Origin of the sequence: Sutcliffiella horikoshii (assembly GCF_019931755.1) — a bacterium.
Lineage (GTDB): Bacteria > Bacillota > Bacilli > Bacillales > Bacillaceae_I > Sutcliffiella_A > Sutcliffiella_A horikoshii_E.
Window position 1 is genome coordinate 1 of sequence record NZ_CP082920.1, and the last position, 15,215, is coordinate 15,215.

The following is a 15,215-nucleotide window of genomic DNA, read 5'->3' on the forward strand; positions in this document are numbered from 1 at the left end:
GCATCTTTGACCAATACCGAAAAATAAATACACAAAAGCGAAAAAAAATTACACAACATGGACAACCAGGGGCGCATAGCCTAGAACATGGTAGCTACCAAAGTAGAGTGTAGAGAGGGTGCAGCACATGTTCAGACAGCGTGTGGAGACGGTGAACTATAAGGATTTCATGAGACGTCAGCATGATATTAAGGTCAAGAAAGAAACGAAGCTTTATAGCCTGATTACGGTTAGTCCTTGGGCTATGTTTGACCCAACGGTCCTAGCGGTGGCCGGTGGATTTCTAGCGATTGTACTTTTGGAGAAGTTCTTGGTCGGCAGTAGCCTTTTTCATCTAGGGGAGTATCTTTCGGAAGCCATAGCTTTTATTTGTCCTATGATCTTTTTTGTGGCACTGGTGTACTTCATCATGACTAATCCATTTATGATGTGGGGTTGATCAGATGGTCAAACAATGGTTAGTCAAGCAACGGGCAAAGGGACAGCTGCTACAAGCCTTTAAGGCCGGAGAGATTGGCATCCCACATAAAACAGGTGAACAAAGGCTGTTCAGATACCCGAAAATAAACGATATCCGGTTTAATTATGAACGCAAAACGCTAACATATGTGTTCACCCTTCCTTATGGTGTGGATCCTAAAATACTGAAAAAGAAAGAGTACGTGTTCCAGCAATTCTTTTCTAAAAGTATCGAACTTAAAGGAGAGATAAAAACATTTACACTTACTGTTTTTGTGACTCAGTTCCCGAATGAAGTGAAATATGATTATGCTGCTATGAAATTAAAAGGTAAGTTGCCTATTCCTGTGGGATTAGATACAAACGGAGCGTTCTACTTTTACGACATGGTGAAAAATCCTCATTTGCTAATCGCGGGGGAAACAGGGTCCGGTAAGTCTACACAAGCAAGGTCCATTATTACAACACTCATTCAGCATCTACCACCGGAGGATCTCCATCTCTATTTATGTGACCTGAAGCTTGGAGACTTCCACATCTTTCGAAAGGTGGAGCATGTGAAAAGTTTCGATACGGAAGCAGTAGGTCTTAAAACAACGTTATTAGGGCTTAAAAAACTCATGAAGAAGCGCGGAATGCTCTTATTAAAGCATGAGGTTTCACATATTGACGATGTTCCCGGAAAGCAACCGTATATTATTCTGGCCATAGATGAGGTGGCTTTGCTGAAGAAGGAAAAAGAATGCATGGAGATTGTGGAAGAGATCAGCAGCATAGGGAGGGCTCTTGGGGTCTTTCTCATTCTGTCCATGCAAAGACCGGATGCGAAACTTTTGGACGGAAAGCTCAAAATTAATCTAACTGTTCGAATGGCCTTTCGTTCAGCTGATGGAATTAACTCGAGAATAGTAATTGATAAGGTCGGAGCAGAGAAATTAGAGCAAACAGGTAGGATGTTACTGAAAATTCAGAGCGAACGAGAACTAAAGGAGATACAGGCTCCATATTTGACCATTGAGGGTGCAAAAATGATTTTAGAGGGGTATAAGGTTCAAGGAGAAGAAAACCTCTTAGAAGCCAAAAACGAGCCCCTAGAGTGCGAAGAGTTGGAGCGGGTTGACGATTGGGGGGAGTTAGACGAATGAGAAAGCGTGATTTAGCAATTTTAAACGATTTGACCCGTTTTCGTTGCCTTACAAGGGATGACATTATAGAACTTCATTTCAGCAACTTAAAAAATCCCGTCACATGTTGTAATACGGTTTTAAAACGGTTGAGGAGAGATTGTCACATAGAAGCTAATACTTCTCAGCAGCCGTTTATTTATTTTTCAGCACCGGCCCCAATTAAAAAAGACTCAACTAAAATTCCACATTTCTTGAGAATAGTCGATTTCTATAAGCAAATAAAAAAGTATGAAGATCCTCACACATTTATAGTGGAGCCGAAATACGGAAAAGGGTTTATGGAGCCGGATGCGTTCATGAGATTTAAGAAAAGGCCTTTCTTTGTGGAAATCCAGCGGTCTGTTTATAGTGAACGAATGATGAATGAGAAGATTAAACGGTATGAAGCTTATTACCATAGTGAGGAATGGAAAAATGAAGCATGGCAGCCGAAAGAGCGAAAACCTATTTTCCCCCGGATAGTCATGATCACAGATACCAGGTACAACATTGAGAGCTCTGTCATAAAAATAATTCAAACGCCAAGTGTAGAAGAGTTTGTGGAAGGATTAGCACCTGTTCACCCTCCTAAACAGGTAAAACAGGAACCCTCCACAGGGATTCAAGTTAACTCTGGGAATCTAAGATACAAGGCCCTGTAAAAAGGGTCTTTTTGGTGTTCCAAAACCTTAAATAGTTGGAGTTCTGGAGCGGGTGAAATCCTGTGCCCGGCATGGGTTTAAGTATATGAGTCCATTCATAGGGTCAAGTTCATATACCTACCCTATGAGTTTGACCCTATGACTTTGGAGTGTGGAATTTAGTTTATTTTGGTTTATTTTAAATGCATTCTGTTTATTTACGTTCATTTAACCATCCACCGTTTGTTTTATCTTCCCAAGTGAAATCTTTTCTCTTATAATCGAGTGAAAGGATGGTGAACGAACGAATGGACAAGTATAAACGTGCGTCTGAAGTGGCGGAACAATTAATTATTAACCGTAATACATTGCGCCGGTGGTTGCTGCAGTACGAGGACTATCTAAACACGAAGCTTGAAGGAAACACGAAGTTCATCCATGAAAGTAGCATTCCGGCTATCCAGCTGATTAAAGATTGCTACGCTAAACAACTTCAGGAGCATGAAATTAAGGATAAGCTGGCCAAGAGTCATGAGATCCCAAAGAATGCAGAGGCTGAGGAAGAAGAAAAAACACCTGGTCCACAATATGAACAGGAGTTAAACGAAATAAAATCCTTGTTACAACAGCAACAAGAGTTTAATAAACAACTAGTCGAACGGTTGAATGAACAGCAAAAATATATAGAATCTCGGATGGATGCTAGGGACAAAAACCTCATGAGCATGATCAGGGAGGTCCAGGAGACTAAACAACAACTTCTGGAGACAGCTGCAGCCAAAGAAGAGGTTAAAGAAGAAGAGAAGGAACAAAAGACTTGGTGGAGTAAGTTGTTCGGTAATTAGAGATAGAGAGGTAAAAAGGATGGATCCTTATATAAAAAAGACAGAGGGGATTTACTCTTATCGGTGTGAACACTGTTCATCAGTTTTTGGGGTAGTTTCTAGATTTGGTGTGGAAGCGGATAGGAAAGAGGAGCTCAAGTGTCCCAGTTGTTCTAGGACGACATTATTAATCGGTCAGGGGCACATGATTCACCAGGACTTTGTTTCAACCGTTGAGCCTGCTTCAACTGTGGAGGGCAACACCTTACATGATGAATATCCGTTAGTATTTGGAGCGGAGGTCATTTCTGAAGTGTTAAATATCTCTTTAAGAAAAGCCTATGATATTATGGAGCAAAAGGACTTTCCTTTAGTCCGAATCGGAAGACACAAGAAAGTCACCCGAGAAGCGTTTTTTCAGTGGCTTCAGAAGGTGAAAAAGACCGTATAAATATTAGGTTTACATAATTGTCTTAATAGGAACTAGCAGACCTGACAAGGGTTTGAAGGGTTAGTTTTCTAAAGTTTTATGCAATTTTTATGCAGTCTCAATAAAACGTAAGTTTTCCCCTAATAATTTTCATCATAACGAACAAAATAATGTATAAAATCCTGCATAAACAGGATTCCAGGCATCCTTCCACAATAGGATGTCTTTTTTTGTCGAAAAATTAGTATTTGAAATGTATTGAAATGATTTGAAAGGAATAATATAATAAAAACAGGAGGTGAGAGCAAATGGGGGAATTAACTGCTACAGAATTAAAGCAAGAATTGAAAGTCTCTGATACAACATTATGGAGATGGAGAAAAGAAGGATTGCCTTTTAACCAGTATGGCTATAAAACCATTCGTTATAACTTAGAAGATGTGAAAGCTTGGCTTAAAGAAAATAAGGGAATCGAATAGGAGTGCAAAGAGTGAAGTTTAAGCCTGAAACAGAAGAAAAAATAGAAGATTTAATGCGATATTTCGAAAAAATCGGCTCAGAAGGGGGAAATCGTCAACTTATAATCGAAGCGGCAATAAATGATATGCATCTAAATTTTACAAAGAATGTACCTGGATTCAACCAAGAGAATGAAAGGGGGTGATTAAATGCACGAGATCACCTATACAGACTTGTTGCCAAAGGGGCTTATTATCGAAATGAAAGACGGTACACTACTTGTAGGAACCGGTATATACAAAAAAAGCACGCACAGCTGCAACTGTACGCGCTAACTACTACTAATACGAATAACTTAGTTATAACAGAATTTCCTCAATTTTTCAAAGGGTAAAGGAGTCAATTTTATTGGCTTCTTTTTTTGTTATAAGACCTAAATTAGCAACAGAAAATGCACTTTCTTTAAACCTGGCTTGAAGCATTGCTATTAAAGGCTTCTAGATAATAATTTCATGGATAATGTACGGATAATAATTATACAAGTCATTCTCCGTCTTTTTCTCCAATTTGTAACTGGTTGTAAGTGATTTTCAACTGGACAGCCTTCCTAAATGGCCGATAACTATGAATAACGCTAATTAAGAAGGAGGTTAGTTTAATGGGGTTAAAAGCATTTCGGATTTATAGAGCTGCGAAAGTGGGAGAAGATGTGCAATGTGGGGAAACGGGGGACATCTGGGAAGTTCTTCGGGTGACTGAAGATGGTTCTGTCATAGTAGATGAGCATTATGATATGCTAACAGGCATCTATTCTTCCACGGTATTAGATGCTTATTGCTACTGGATCGTTAGAAAAGCATTTCAGAAAAACCGTAAAAACAATCATCTATCAAAATACTAAAATGTACTTGTTGTTGAATTTCTGATTTTTAAGAGTTACAATGATTACTAACTTAATAGCTCGGATAAATAAAAAAAGCCATCCCATATGTTAGTGTTTCTCAGGCACTAACGGGATGACTTACCCTGTTCTCCACCTACCACAGCGACAACAGGAAAAAAACCTTATTCAGATAAGCCTATTCTAACGGTTTACATATAAAAATTCAACCGTTAAGTTTTTCTAGTTTTCTACATAATTAGGCAAAAGGTGTATTTTCCTTATTTTCATCAACTGGCTGTGATCAGTTTGAGAATATAGGGAAAGTACGCCTTTTTTTGTTTTTCTGCAACGTGGAATGCCTAACACACGTTGTGAAACTAAACTTGAACAGGTTAAGTCTTGGCCGATGCAGTAAATAAGACTAGGAGAATGGTAGCTCCCTATTGCTGCTATCTCTGAATCGTGAAAGCTACGTTAGTGCTGTCGTTAGGAAGGGTAGGCGCTCAAGGGCGCGTAGGACAAGCCACAGAGGATTTTTTACAAATCTGAACTGTAAGGGCTACTTGAAACAGTAGGCTTGTTTAGAAGAGATTCTAGCGTTAATAGGGATACACTGCGGATACCTCGTTATTCCCAGATTAAGTATGACGTGCTACTACTTACATCGACGATTTTTTTATTTTCGTCTTTGTAGGTAGTCGCTCTATGCCTTACGTTGTCCTCGTGTCAAACCCGATTAAGTCAAAAATCGTAAGACCTTGTCAAGTAAAATCCTCAAAAACAGTAGAAAAATTCTTAAAAAGTTTGGGGTTAAAGGGACCTCAACTATAAAACAGTAAAGATCTATACAAGAAAGCACCCCCTTTTAGTTTTTCTTTACTATTTTCCTGTAGAAAGTGTAAGTTAGAGAGAGGGAGAGTTTCCTAAATGGAAACCAATAAGGAGGAGGCTTAGTGCGCCTGCAGCAATGCAATTGCAAGAGGATGTATTTCTTTAAATACTTGGAGGAGTTGAAGTCAATTCTATGCTGAAAATCCCTTTAAAATCAAAGAAAAAAATACAAAAGACTGTGGAAGGAGCTATAGACACCTATAGAATGTGTTTATTGACTTTTCCATTAGAAAAACAGCCAAAAATCACCGCATCTTACTCGCTAGTACCTCCATCCAACAACAATGACTTTTATTCCTCCACAGAAGAGATAGCCATCACACGTGTAGATCAGTACCGTGAAAGAGAAAATTATATAAATGAATTCCAGAAAGCTTTAAATAAACTTGCAGAAAGTGAACGTAAGGGAATTATTCTTCGTTACCTGGGGGAAGAGGAGCTCTATGATTATGAGGTTTATAATCAGCTAGGAATGAGCGAAACTTTTTATCATCAGAAATTCAAACCACGAATGCTGCTTAATTTTGGTTTGGCTTTGGGGCTTTTGGATCCACATGAATTGTGTGGACGGATTCCAGTTTAATTTAAAGGGTTATCGGTGGGTTATCGAATTAAAAAGTTTGATAACCCACTAAAACCCAGTCATATCAAGGGTTTTGACCCCTAAAGGGTTACTGGGTTATCGAAATTACTTATTTTTTGGTTAAACTACTATAACTTATATTTATATATATTTTTTTATTAATTAATTTTTCGTGGGAACGGAACTAGGAAATTCGATAACCTCGATAACCCACTAAAAAATGTAAATTAGTAAATCCCTTGTGGCTCTAAGGATGAAGACACTTCTAGTTGATGTTTCGAAACACGAAAGGGTTATCGAATTTTTTCAAGCTAATTAAATTTAATTAAAAAAAACTTAATTTTATCCTGTATTTTCCAATTTAATTAAAAAATTAATTTATTTTTATTTAATTAAATTATTAATTTCCCAAAATAAAAAACCATTTTCCACCAATTAAGGCGGATATGGTTTTTATTTTTCTTTATTTCGGTGATAATAATCATTTTTTCGATTGCATCTAGGATTTGAACAGTATTTTGCATTTTTGTGTTTGGCCCAGAAGAGGGAATTACACTTTTTGCAGTTTTTCATGCTTTCTTTGCTTTCAGAGGGTGGCTTAGTCATTAGAGCTGCTAATTGGTAATAAGCAATATCAAGAATAGAGTTTGCTTCTAAAACAAAGTGATTTTTCTTTGTATCAGGACTATATGCAAAATTAATTGTTACACTGGCTTTACTTCCAACTGTGATCGCTAGGGCTTCTTTTAAAATGTCTTTTTCATCTTTATCGGGTGATTCAAGTTTTATAGATTCAAGCATAGTGGCAGCGCGCTTGTATTTCTTTATTTCTGCCTGGTTATCTTGATAAATTGCTTTCCAGAGATTAAATGTCTCAACAAGTGAAGCTACACTATATTTAAAAAAGCCAATGTGGAGGACATTCGTTCTCCATTTTTTTTCGTTTAGGAGAGCATTTAATTCTTGATCGCGATAAGGTATGCCGTATTTTTCAACCCATTTTAAAATGTTTTCGTCTTTAATTACCGGATTTAGATATTCCTCGTCTAAAAACTCTGGAAGATCCTCGTCAATTAAATTAATCAAAGAAAATAGTAGTTCCACTCCATCAAATTCTAAATTTCTCTTAGATACAAATTCCGGTTCCCCTTTACCCACAATGAACTTTTCTCCATGTAATTCCTCAATTTCATACAAAGAGTATTTAAAATTCATGCTTTCTACTTCAGTTAAAGTACCAATTTCTTCTGTCAGGTCTGAAATAAATTGATTTTTCACGAAAAAACACCTCATTTTTTATAATTTAGACGTAAAACTAGACGTATTTTTATATTTTGTGTCTAGTTTTTCTTATAAGATGATTATAACACCAACACCACCACAAAGGGAGGGAAATTTTCGTGATTGTTATGAATGAGGATTTGCGGAAGGCAAAAGGCAAACTTCCAGCCTGGTTAATAGCTGCAGAACTAGGTGTACATGAGAACACGGTTTTTAGAATGTTTAGATCTAGCTTGTCACCTCAGAAGAAGAAAGAAATTTTAGGCGCTATCGAAAATGCTAAAAGAAAGGTTGCTGCAAATGAATCCTAAAACTCAATCTGTTGAATGTTTACTTGAATCAATGAAAGTAGTTCATCAAGAGAAGAGTCTTCTCAAAAGTGTAGGCGTGGATCTCGTCAGCTTCGAAACTGTGGAAGATAACCTGTGGGATAGCATTAAAACGCTTGTAGGAATGCCGGAGGAAAAAGAAGGTACATTCATCAGTGATCACTGGTTTGGGATAGCCTACGACTTTATCAAAGGAGAAATTGATAAGGAAAAGGCAGTTGAATTAATTATCAGTTGGAATGACCAAGAGAAAGAAGATGCTTTCTTGAACTGTGTTCATGACTTTATAGAACAACAATGTATTACTTCACCAGAATTAAAAGCGAAGGCCGGCACTGTGTATGATGCATTTCAAAATAAATTAGGGATTGCGGATCTTTCTATTGTTAGCAACAGGGCATTTTATAAGGCAATACGCAACTTAGGTTATGAGGTGAAGAGAGGAACTAAAAACAAGTTTTATATCATCGGAATTGATTTAAAGAGTGAAGCTTCCTAAACAAAATGAAAAGAGGGAATGGCATGAAAGTTAATCGTAAAAATGAAGACAACTTTAAACCGACTTATGTGAGTGATAAGAAATCTGAGAAGAAGGCAGCACCTAAGCAAACAATTGATTTTATGCACAGCCTGTATGAAACGGACATTATCAGACGTTGCTACAGAGCTAACCAATATTTCAATCACACAGGGATGAACAAAGAGTTTCTTGATAATCGAAAAGAATTAAAATCACTTGAGCTTGTGGACGGGACACTAACGGGTTTCCGGACCGGGATTACGGTTACACCGGAAATGTTTGACCAGCTAGAAACAGAAGCTCATGAAGCCAAGTTATCAATAGGTGAATATGTCAGGTCAATCATCTACACCTCAGCTAAGACCAAATTAGAAGCTTATCGCAAGAACAAAGGACAGAAGCTTAAACAAGTCAATTTAGAGCATGAGAAGCGCAGGAAACTACCTGTACAGGTGGTCTTACCTTATGAAATGCGTGAAGCGATTAAGAAGAAGCACAAGGTCTCCAAGGATATAGAGATTGAGCATCTAGTAGTTGAAGAGCTGTCGGAGTATCTGCAGAAGAATTACAAATAAGAACTGGAGGTTATAGTCGTGAGCGTTAAGTTTGTCACGAATGGTTTCTATCGACCTTCTAAGAACAGGGATAGGAGCCAGACTAACCACTCTAATAGCAATGTAAACAAACCTAAGTGGCAGGAGAAGAAAGAAGAGAAACAAAAGCTTGCTGCACGGTATAAAGAGCTAGCCGAAAAGGCTAAGAACAAGGAGGATAATCATGAAAATCGTTGATAACACAGCTTTAAGACAGGTAGAAGAGGAAGAAAGATTAAGACCCATAAGAGAACTTCAAGAAAAGGCTGCACTGGCAAAGAAGAAGGAAGCAGAAGAAAAAGCACTTATCGTTTCAGTCCCATGTGACTGGAGAATCCATGGAGAGCTTGAACCACTAACTAAAGCTATTTGGGACTTTGAAGTTAATGAATTACGCAAGGGATATTTAAAGGCTGCTATCAAGAATCGTAAGTCACTCGAGCAATTAGTCGTGGAACCATTTGAGACTGAGAGCTACACCATCTCAGTTAAATATGATCAGGAAACTATTAATGTACTTAAGAAAGAATCTAGCAATCTAGGCTTATCTGTAGATGAGTATGCGCGGTACATCCTTTACACAACAGCACTTAAGGAGAACACCGAACGCAAAGAGAAGCTGAAGCAGGAAGAAGAAAAGAAAGAAGCGTTGAGGAAGTTTGACTTCAACGGACAGATCAACCATGAGCTAAGAAAGAAACTCACTGATAAGTTTCACGATCCAATTGAAGAAAGAAAGGAATTTGGTTTTTGGATTGATGCAAGTAAAAGTTACGGTGAGTTTCTTGTAGCTGTGGCCAATGAGTATTTTGGCATCAAGAACAAAGATACAAATTAGTTTAGACCCCCGCCACCTTCCTAAATTTTGGAATTAATTCACAAGGACCGAAGGGGAGCGGGTCTTAATAGAGAGCGACTTTTTCGAATCTGAAGAGGGGTGTGAAAGGAGGTGATAGCCATGTCTGGAAGTATGCTCCTTCGCACCAATACTCCTGAATACCTGGAGTACAGAAGGAAACAAATTGATGAATTAACGCGTAAGGATCCAGTCTTTCGCGAGAAACGGAAAAATGCTTTGAGAAAGAGACTTAAGGGAGTTACCTCGAAATAGCCCCATAAAAAACAAAGTATCCTAGGAATCCCTCATTCCTGGGATATCTTATTAGGAGGAAAATGATGTTTTTGACAATCTTAGGTGTTTATTCACTGTTTATGTTGATTTTAATGTCGGCCGGAAGTGTAGTAGCAAACATGAAAAAAGGTCTGATGTTAAAGGATTTTTCTTTCATGATTGCTGGAGTACTACCAATCATTATTTATGTAATTATTATGCTAGTTAAAGGGTGGTAGAAATTGGAAATTTTTAAGCTAATGGGCTCAATCATGGTTGATTCCGACAAAGCCAACGACAGCATAGGTAAAACAGAAAAAAAGGCTGAAGGTCTTGGAAGTAAGTTTATGGGTGTAGCAACTACAGTAGGAAAAATGGGTCTTGCAGTGGGAACGGCCGCGTTAGCAGCTGGAGGAGCTATATTTGGACTAGCTAGTAAAAGCGGACAAGCAGCAGACCGGTTATTAGATTTAAAAGCCATCACTGGTATGTCCACAGATGAAATACAGCGTTGGGAGAAAGTAACCAAGGTTGCTGGAGTATCCACCGATGCAATGACAAACGCCTCTCAAAAACTAACAAAAACCCTTGATACCATGAGTGAAGGTACAGGGAAAGCAGCAGAAAGTGCGGAAGCATTAGGTTTTAGTTACGAAGAATTAATGGGTATGAATGCTGATGAACGAATGAATGCTATAACTGAAGCGTTGGCCGGTGTGGATGATACAACGGAAAGAGCAAAATTAGGTACGGATCTACTCGGTGGAGCCTGGAAGGATATAGCTCCTATTGTCGATATGGGCGCCGAATCTATGCAAAAGGCAAAAGATAGCGCAAATATCGTGAGTGAGGATGACTTGAATAAAGCCAATAACTTCAGGATTAAGGTTGAAGAGCTTAAAGATAGGTTCGGACACTTTGCCATGATGTTAGGGGTTCAAGTTGTACCAATAGCTGAAATGTTCTTGGATGTAGTCATGAAGATTGCCCCACACATTCAAAATTTTGTTGAACAGTCCATGCAGTGGATTGGTGTTTTCGTGGAGTATGTAAAAGCGTGGGTTTCCGATAATAAGGGGCAGATAAATAGCCTTGTGGAAGGCTTTAAGGCTTTTGTCGCTTATATTGTAACTTGGGTTAGCAATAACAAGGCATTAATCACGGAAATGTTTAATAACTACAAAGAGTATTTCAGTCTAATTCAGGAACTTGTCGGTGCTTTTGTTAGCTTGGTGAAGGGATTGTGGGATAGATTCGGAGCGGACATTTTAAAAATCGCAAAAATCTATTTTGATATGATCATTGGAGTGGTTCGCGGAGCATTCGATGTAGTAAAGGGCCTACTAAACTTTTTTATTGGATTATTCACCGGAGACTGGAAGCGAATGGGCGATGGAATTAAACAAGCTTGGAGTGGCGTGTGGGATGCCGTTGTTTCAGTAGTAAAAGGTGTTTGGGGCTCAATCTCAAGCTCTTTAAGCGTTATAGGAACGAATTTAGGAAATTGGTTCTCTGGATTAAAATCTGATGCGGTTCGTTGGGGTCAGAATATGATTCGAGGATTTATTGACGGTATCACGGCCATGATCGGTAAAGTTCGTGAAGCAGCATCAAGTGTCATGAGTAATGTGAAAAGCTTCTTAGGATTTAATTCCCCGGCAGAAGAGGGAGAAGGTCGCCACATTGTTAAATGGGGGGCTAACATGCTAGATGGATTTTTAGAGGGGGCAGAATCTAAAATACCTGATGCGAGAGGACTCATGAATAATGTGGTAGGCGAAATGAAGCCAAACACAGGCAGTGGAGGTACGGCGAGTAATTCTAATCGACCAATTCATTTACAAATTGACTTGAATGGATATACCATTGCTGAACAGATATATAAGGACATAGATATGTTAATGGAAAAAGAATTGTCTATGAACTTGTTTACTAAAGGAATCAAAATTTAATAAAGGTTCTTAAGAGTCGCTTTTATAGGGCTCTTTTTCAATTTTAGTTATTAAACAATTTTAAAAAAGCTCATTCACTAACTATTTAGGGGTCTTTAATAACGATTTAGTTAGTTTAATAACTGTTTATTTTATCTTTAAAAACCAGTAGTACCAAGGGTTTAAGTCACTTTTTATTGTTTATTAGTTACTTTAGTTATTGGGTTTTCTATTAATTTAAAAAATAAAAAAATAAATATATATATTAGTAGAGTTAATACCCAAACACCGATAACTAAAATAACTTTCGGGCTGAAGCCGTTGGGAGAGTAAGAGTGTAGCGATTTTCCTTTAGTAACTTTTAGTTAGTGAAAGGCAATTTAAGATATTTTTAATAACTTATTTTTCGATTAAACAATTCAAAATTTGACTTTTAATCTAAAAAAATATTAAAAATGTCTTATTTTTTTTCGAAAGGGATACAATATTGTTATAATAGGTCATGTGATCAATTGCATAGTAGGGTGAAAAGTGAAGCCCCAGTTTTTGAAAAGAAACGGGGGTGGCTGCGGATGAAACCATTTGAAACGTGGATGCTGGTTTTAACAGCAATGACATTCATGGCGATTTTGTTTACAGCCATAGCAGCAGTAGTAACTTTAGCTTTAAAATAGAAAGAGAAAAGCCACCCTACTAGAGACTGGCATCTCTATGATGTAGGGAGGCTTTTCAACGGGATTACGGGGCTTAACCGTACATTCTAAAATGTAATTTGGTCCAACCTTCAAACCAGAGTGTTCGCGCACTTCTGGTTCTTTTTTTAGTATATTTTATTTAATAAATATCATTCATAGGGTAACAGACTGTTACCTTTGTGTTCATTGTACACAACATTCATGATGAACGGCAACCAAAATGTTGACTCAGAGTCCACTTTTCGTAGTCCATTTTATGGAATGCTACTTTATAACCTCTTGTACCTTCCTTACCACATTCCCCACATTGTTATGTATGGATCTCCCTGAAAACCGAAGAACCTTCCATCCATGCTTTCTCAGATACGCGTTTTTTCGCATGTCATGGGCTTTTTGGCTTGGGGTAGAGTGATAAGGCTTCCCGTCGCATTCTATGGCTATACGGTGCCCTGGAAGCGCTAGGTCAATGCGATACCTTCCACATGGTACTTGTGTTTCTACTTCGAAGCCGTTAAAGGTAAGAGCATCGTATAATTTGCTTTCAATCGGTGATTCACATCCTGTGGACGGCCCACCACGCAAACGGAGATCCAGCAGCATGCCGAAAATAAAAATTAGGATGAAGCTTGAAATTACAATAAAGCCTGTCATGTTACCACCTCAAAACCTTGGTAGAAATGATGTAAGGACAAATTATCGTATATTTTATTTACCAAAGTTGCTATCAAGTTAAGTATCTTTATAGGGTTATCAAAGTAATGGGGTTTTAAACGCTGGTGCGAGTGGTTTTTTAATCCTGTTAGGAAAGACGAGTGAGAGAAGCGAGCGAAGGCGGACCGGTGCCCATCTTTGAAAGGTTTTATACATGAAATGCAAAAAAAAAATAAAAAAAATGACCGTCCGGTGAAAACTGTGGAGGGACGGTCAGAGGTATGGGTTAGAGTTACAATACAAGCTTACCACAAAAAATGTTAATGAGTGGGAATAATTACCTAGACGCTACCTTACATCATTCTAAACAATATTCTATACCTCTTGCTTCCCTCAGCATGTTCCCTTCTCATGAGATCCATTAGTCTTTGCTTGTCTGGAACGTTCGATAAATCAGGGACTATTCTTTTTTTGCTGGCTTTTTGTCGCTGTTGTTTATTTTCCTCCGTAGGCTACCCATTCCACCAGGCGGTGTGTAAATGGGCACTATGTGATAATCTATTTCAAAAAAATAACAAATTTCAACAATTTCCCCTGGGTCTATGATACATTAAATTTTGCTAAGGAAATGGGGGAGAGCTATGAGCAAAAAGTTACATGAAAATAAGGAATTAGTTACTGAAATGAACAAACAACTGCGTAATCTTCAAAATGTAATTGAGAACATGGAAGAAAAACGCGGGGAAATCTTTCTCGAATGGTTAAAGACACAGAATAAATACCTAGTGTGGGAGCAAAATTTCAATCCTTTACGCTTGAAGAAATATAAACGTGGGGAAGTAGTTTTGGCTCATTTTGGATTCAATGTAGGTGCTGAATACGGTGGTATGCATTATGCTGTGGTGGTTAAAAAAGATAAGAAAAGCAATTCAGTTTTAAACGTAGTTCCTTTATCATCACTTAAAGAAGGGCAAACCCAAGATGACCTGCACCAGGATGAAGTGTACTTAGGGAATTTGCAGGGGCTGAATGAAAAAGAAGCCTTCGCGATTTTAAATCAAATGCGACCAGTAAGCAAAATTCGTGTGTACAAACCAAGAGTTTCTAAAGAGGCAACGGTTGTTCTGACAGAAGATCAATTGGATGCAATCGACGAGAAAATCAAGCAAATGTACACTAAATAGCAGGATTTTGAAGGTAAATTGAGGAAAATGTAACAAAAGTGTTGCAAAGCGTTACATTTTTGGTGTATTATTGCTCATGCAACGCACTATTAGTGCATAAAATGATACAACAACAGAAACACTTAAAATAATGCCCTTTAAGCTCTACGCTTAATGCGGTCCAAAAAAATTATGTAACTGGCTATGCTTTGCATGGCAAAAGGAAAAGCCATCCTCTTAATTGTAGGGTGGCTTTTTACGTTGTCTCATTTTACAACACGCCTGACGGAAACCATAAGGTTTTAGCACAACACTTTTCAGAGTGTATAAGTGCGCCATTCGGATATTACATATCCCAAAAATCGTTCATCTTCACATCAGGATCTATTTGTCTTACGGCTTTTAGAATCTTCTTCATAACCCCTGGACTCGGAACATAATCCTTTTCATTACAAGCCTTGGAGATAGTCTTATGACTAACCTTTGAGGCTTTTTCTAATGCTTGCTGATCAATTGACCTTCTGTCCAGCCATTTCCCCAATCTGCTACGTGGCTTCCCTATTCCCCACATGCTTCAACAACTCCCCTTAAACCTTTGTATAGCA

Annotated in this window: 21 protein-coding genes; 18 read left to right on the plus strand and 3 right to left on the minus strand. The window is 38.1% G+C overall.

What is annotated here, in order from left to right; translation table 11 throughout:
• Positions 1 to 127: 127 nt before the first annotated feature.
• From K7887_RS22030 to K7887_RS22070, 10 genes are all read left to right on the plus strand, one after another.
• Positions 128 to 439 (plus strand): hypothetical protein, encoded by a 312-nt coding sequence (locus K7887_RS22030; protein WP_223493797.1) that lies wholly within the window; start codon positions 128 to 130, stop codon positions 437 to 439.
• Between the two features lie 4 nt (positions 440 to 443).
• Positions 444 to 1,604, plus strand: a complete 1,161-nt coding sequence (locus K7887_RS22035) for an FtsK/SpoIIIE domain-containing protein (protein ID WP_223493799.1) — start codon at positions 444 to 446, stop codon at positions 1,602 to 1,604.
• Positions 1,601 to 2,287, plus strand: coding sequence for a replication-relaxation family protein (locus K7887_RS22040; protein ID WP_223493801.1), 687 nt, complete (start codon positions 1,601 to 1,603; stop codon positions 2,285 to 2,287). The genes K7887_RS22035 and K7887_RS22040 overlap by 4 nt, the downstream gene beginning before the upstream one ends.
• A 287-nt stretch (positions 2,288 to 2,574) precedes the next feature.
• Positions 2,575 to 3,111: a DUF3967 domain-containing protein gene (locus K7887_RS22045; protein WP_223493803.1), complete on the plus strand. Its 537-nt coding sequence runs from the start codon at positions 2,575 to 2,577 to the stop codon at positions 3,109 to 3,111.
• Positions 3,112 to 3,130: 19 nt separating this feature from the next.
• Positions 3,131 to 3,541: a helix-turn-helix domain-containing protein gene (locus K7887_RS22050; protein WP_223493805.1), complete on the plus strand. Its 411-nt coding sequence runs from the start codon at positions 3,131 to 3,133 to the stop codon at positions 3,539 to 3,541.
• Between the two features lie 287 nt (positions 3,542 to 3,828).
• A complete protein-coding gene (locus K7887_RS22055; protein ID WP_223493806.1) occupies positions 3,829 to 3,999 on the plus strand; it encodes a helix-turn-helix transcriptional regulator in 171 nt (56 codons plus the stop codon).
• Between the two features lie 11 nt (positions 4,000 to 4,010).
• A complete protein-coding gene (locus tag K7887_RS22060; RefSeq protein ID WP_223493808.1) occupies positions 4,011 to 4,184 on the plus strand; it encodes a hypothetical protein in 174 nt (57 codons plus the stop codon).
• A 4-nt stretch (positions 4,185 to 4,188) separates the two neighbouring features.
• Entirely contained in the window at positions 4,189 to 4,314 is a 126-nt protein-coding gene (locus K7887_RS23000) for a hypothetical protein (protein ID WP_263290363.1), read from the plus strand.
• 323 nt (positions 4,315 to 4,637) lie between these two features.
• Entirely contained in the window at positions 4,638 to 4,880 is a 243-nt protein-coding gene (locus tag K7887_RS22065) for a hypothetical protein (RefSeq protein WP_223493810.1), read from the plus strand.
• Between the two features lie 1,006 nt (positions 4,881 to 5,886).
• Positions 5,887 to 6,336 (plus strand): ArpU family phage packaging/lysis transcriptional regulator, encoded by a 450-nt coding sequence (locus K7887_RS22070; RefSeq protein ID WP_223493812.1) that lies wholly within the window; start codon positions 5,887 to 5,889, stop codon positions 6,334 to 6,336.
• A gap of 453 nt (positions 6,337 to 6,789) precedes the next feature.
• Here K7887_RS22070 and K7887_RS22075 read toward each other — a convergent pair whose 3' ends face one another.
• Positions 6,790 to 7,614, minus strand: coding sequence for a hypothetical protein (locus K7887_RS22075; protein ID WP_223493814.1), 825 nt, complete (start codon positions 7,612 to 7,614; stop codon positions 6,790 to 6,792).
• Positions 7,615 to 7,745: 131 nt separating this feature from the next.
• Between K7887_RS22075 and K7887_RS22080 the strand changes: the two genes are divergently transcribed.
• The 7 genes from K7887_RS22080 to K7887_RS22110 all read left to right on the plus strand — a co-directional run bounded on the left by K7887_RS22080 (position 7,746) and on the right by K7887_RS22110 (position 12,122).
• Positions 7,746 to 7,928, plus strand: a complete 183-nt coding sequence (locus K7887_RS22080; protein WP_223493816.1) for a hypothetical protein — start codon at positions 7,746 to 7,748, stop codon at positions 7,926 to 7,928.
• Entirely contained in the window at positions 7,918 to 8,445 is a 528-nt protein-coding gene (locus tag K7887_RS22085; protein WP_223493768.1) for a hypothetical protein, read from the plus strand. The genes K7887_RS22080 and K7887_RS22085 overlap by 11 nt, the downstream gene beginning before the upstream one ends.
• 23 nt (positions 8,446 to 8,468) lie before the next feature.
• Positions 8,469 to 9,041 carry a hypothetical protein gene (locus K7887_RS22090; RefSeq protein ID WP_223493770.1) on the plus strand — a complete coding sequence of 191 codons (573 nt, stop codon included), beginning with the start codon at positions 8,469 to 8,471 and terminating at the stop codon, positions 9,039 to 9,041.
• 18 nt (positions 9,042 to 9,059) lie between these two features.
• The gene (locus K7887_RS22095) at positions 9,060 to 9,257 is read left to right on the plus strand and encodes a hypothetical protein (RefSeq protein ID WP_223493772.1); all 198 of its coding nucleotides are present in this window, start codon (positions 9,060 to 9,062) and stop codon (positions 9,255 to 9,257) included.
• Positions 9,244 to 9,897: a hypothetical protein gene (locus K7887_RS22100; RefSeq protein WP_223493774.1), complete on the plus strand. Its 654-nt coding sequence runs from the start codon at positions 9,244 to 9,246 to the stop codon at positions 9,895 to 9,897. Before K7887_RS22095 ends, K7887_RS22100 begins: the two co-directional genes overlap by 14 nt.
• A 335-nt stretch (positions 9,898 to 10,232) precedes the next feature.
• A complete protein-coding gene (locus tag K7887_RS22105) occupies positions 10,233 to 10,409 on the plus strand; it encodes a hypothetical protein (RefSeq protein ID WP_223493776.1) in 177 nt (58 codons plus the stop codon).
• A 3-nt stretch (positions 10,410 to 10,412) separates the two neighbouring features.
• Positions 10,413 to 12,122: a phage tail protein gene (locus K7887_RS22110; protein ID WP_223493778.1), complete on the plus strand. Its 1,710-nt coding sequence runs from the start codon at positions 10,413 to 10,415 to the stop codon at positions 12,120 to 12,122.
• Between the two features lie 938 nt (positions 12,123 to 13,060).
• Here the strand turns inward: K7887_RS22110 and K7887_RS22115 are convergent.
• Positions 13,061 to 13,447, minus strand: coding sequence for an endonuclease domain-containing protein (locus tag K7887_RS22115; protein ID WP_223493785.1), 387 nt, complete (start codon positions 13,445 to 13,447; stop codon positions 13,061 to 13,063).
• 641 nt (positions 13,448 to 14,088) lie between these two features.
• On the opposite strand from K7887_RS22115, the gene K7887_RS22120 reads away from it, so the two are divergent.
• The gene (locus tag K7887_RS22120; protein ID WP_223493793.1) at positions 14,089 to 14,631 is read left to right on the plus strand and encodes a type II toxin-antitoxin system PemK/MazF family toxin; all 543 of its coding nucleotides are present in this window, start codon (positions 14,089 to 14,091) and stop codon (positions 14,629 to 14,631) included.
• Between the two features lie 325 nt (positions 14,632 to 14,956).
• Here the strand turns inward: K7887_RS22120 and K7887_RS22125 are convergent, their stop codons facing one another.
• Positions 14,957 to 15,181 (minus strand): helix-turn-helix domain-containing protein, encoded by a 225-nt coding sequence (locus K7887_RS22125; RefSeq protein ID WP_223493795.1) that lies wholly within the window; start codon positions 15,179 to 15,181, stop codon positions 14,957 to 14,959.
• Positions 15,182 to 15,215: the final 34 nt, after the last annotated feature.

Excerpts from the sequence above, each read along its gene's own strand:
- K7887_RS22040 (WP_223493801.1), top strand. The coding sequence starts at position 1,601 with ATGAGAAAGCGTGATTTAGCAATTTTAAACGATTTGACCCGTTTTCGT.
- K7887_RS22080 (WP_223493816.1), top strand. The coding sequence starts at position 7,746 with ATGAATGAGGATTTGCGGAAGGCAAAAGGCAAACTTCCAGCCTGGTTA.
- K7887_RS23000 (WP_263290363.1), top strand. The coding sequence starts at position 4,189 with ATGCACGAGATCACCTATACAGACTTGTTGCCAAAGGGGCTTATTATC.
- K7887_RS22085 (WP_223493768.1), top strand. The coding sequence starts at position 7,918 with ATGAATCCTAAAACTCAATCTGTTGAATGTTTACTTGAATCAATGAAA.
- K7887_RS22030 (WP_223493797.1), top strand. The coding sequence starts at position 128 with ATGTTCAGACAGCGTGTGGAGACGGTGAACTATAAGGATTTCATGAGA.
- K7887_RS22090 (WP_223493770.1), top strand. The coding sequence starts at position 8,469 with ATGAAAGTTAATCGTAAAAATGAAGACAACTTTAAACCGACTTATGTG.
- K7887_RS22035 (WP_223493799.1), top strand. The coding sequence starts at position 444 with ATGGTCAAACAATGGTTAGTCAAGCAACGGGCAAAGGGACAGCTGCTA.
- K7887_RS22125 (WP_223493795.1), bottom strand. The coding sequence starts at position 15,181 with ATGTGGGGAATAGGGAAGCCACGTAGCAGATTGGGGAAATGGCTGGAC.
- K7887_RS22050 (WP_223493805.1), top strand. The coding sequence starts at position 3,131 with ATGGATCCTTATATAAAAAAGACAGAGGGGATTTACTCTTATCGGTGT.
- K7887_RS22045 (WP_223493803.1), top strand. The coding sequence starts at position 2,575 with ATGGACAAGTATAAACGTGCGTCTGAAGTGGCGGAACAATTAATTATT.
- K7887_RS22100 (WP_223493774.1), top strand. The coding sequence starts at position 9,244 with ATGAAAATCGTTGATAACACAGCTTTAAGACAGGTAGAAGAGGAAGAA.
- K7887_RS22115 (WP_223493785.1), bottom strand. The coding sequence starts at position 13,447 with ATGACAGGCTTTATTGTAATTTCAAGCTTCATCCTAATTTTTATTTTC.
- K7887_RS22105 (WP_223493776.1), top strand. The coding sequence starts at position 10,233 with ATGATGTTTTTGACAATCTTAGGTGTTTATTCACTGTTTATGTTGATT.
- K7887_RS22065 (WP_223493810.1), top strand. The coding sequence starts at position 4,638 with ATGGGGTTAAAAGCATTTCGGATTTATAGAGCTGCGAAAGTGGGAGAA.
- K7887_RS22120 (WP_223493793.1), top strand. The coding sequence starts at position 14,089 with ATGAGCAAAAAGTTACATGAAAATAAGGAATTAGTTACTGAAATGAAC.
- K7887_RS22070 (WP_223493812.1), top strand. The coding sequence starts at position 5,887 with ATGCTGAAAATCCCTTTAAAATCAAAGAAAAAAATACAAAAGACTGTG.
- K7887_RS22055 (WP_223493806.1), top strand. The coding sequence starts at position 3,829 with ATGGGGGAATTAACTGCTACAGAATTAAAGCAAGAATTGAAAGTCTCT.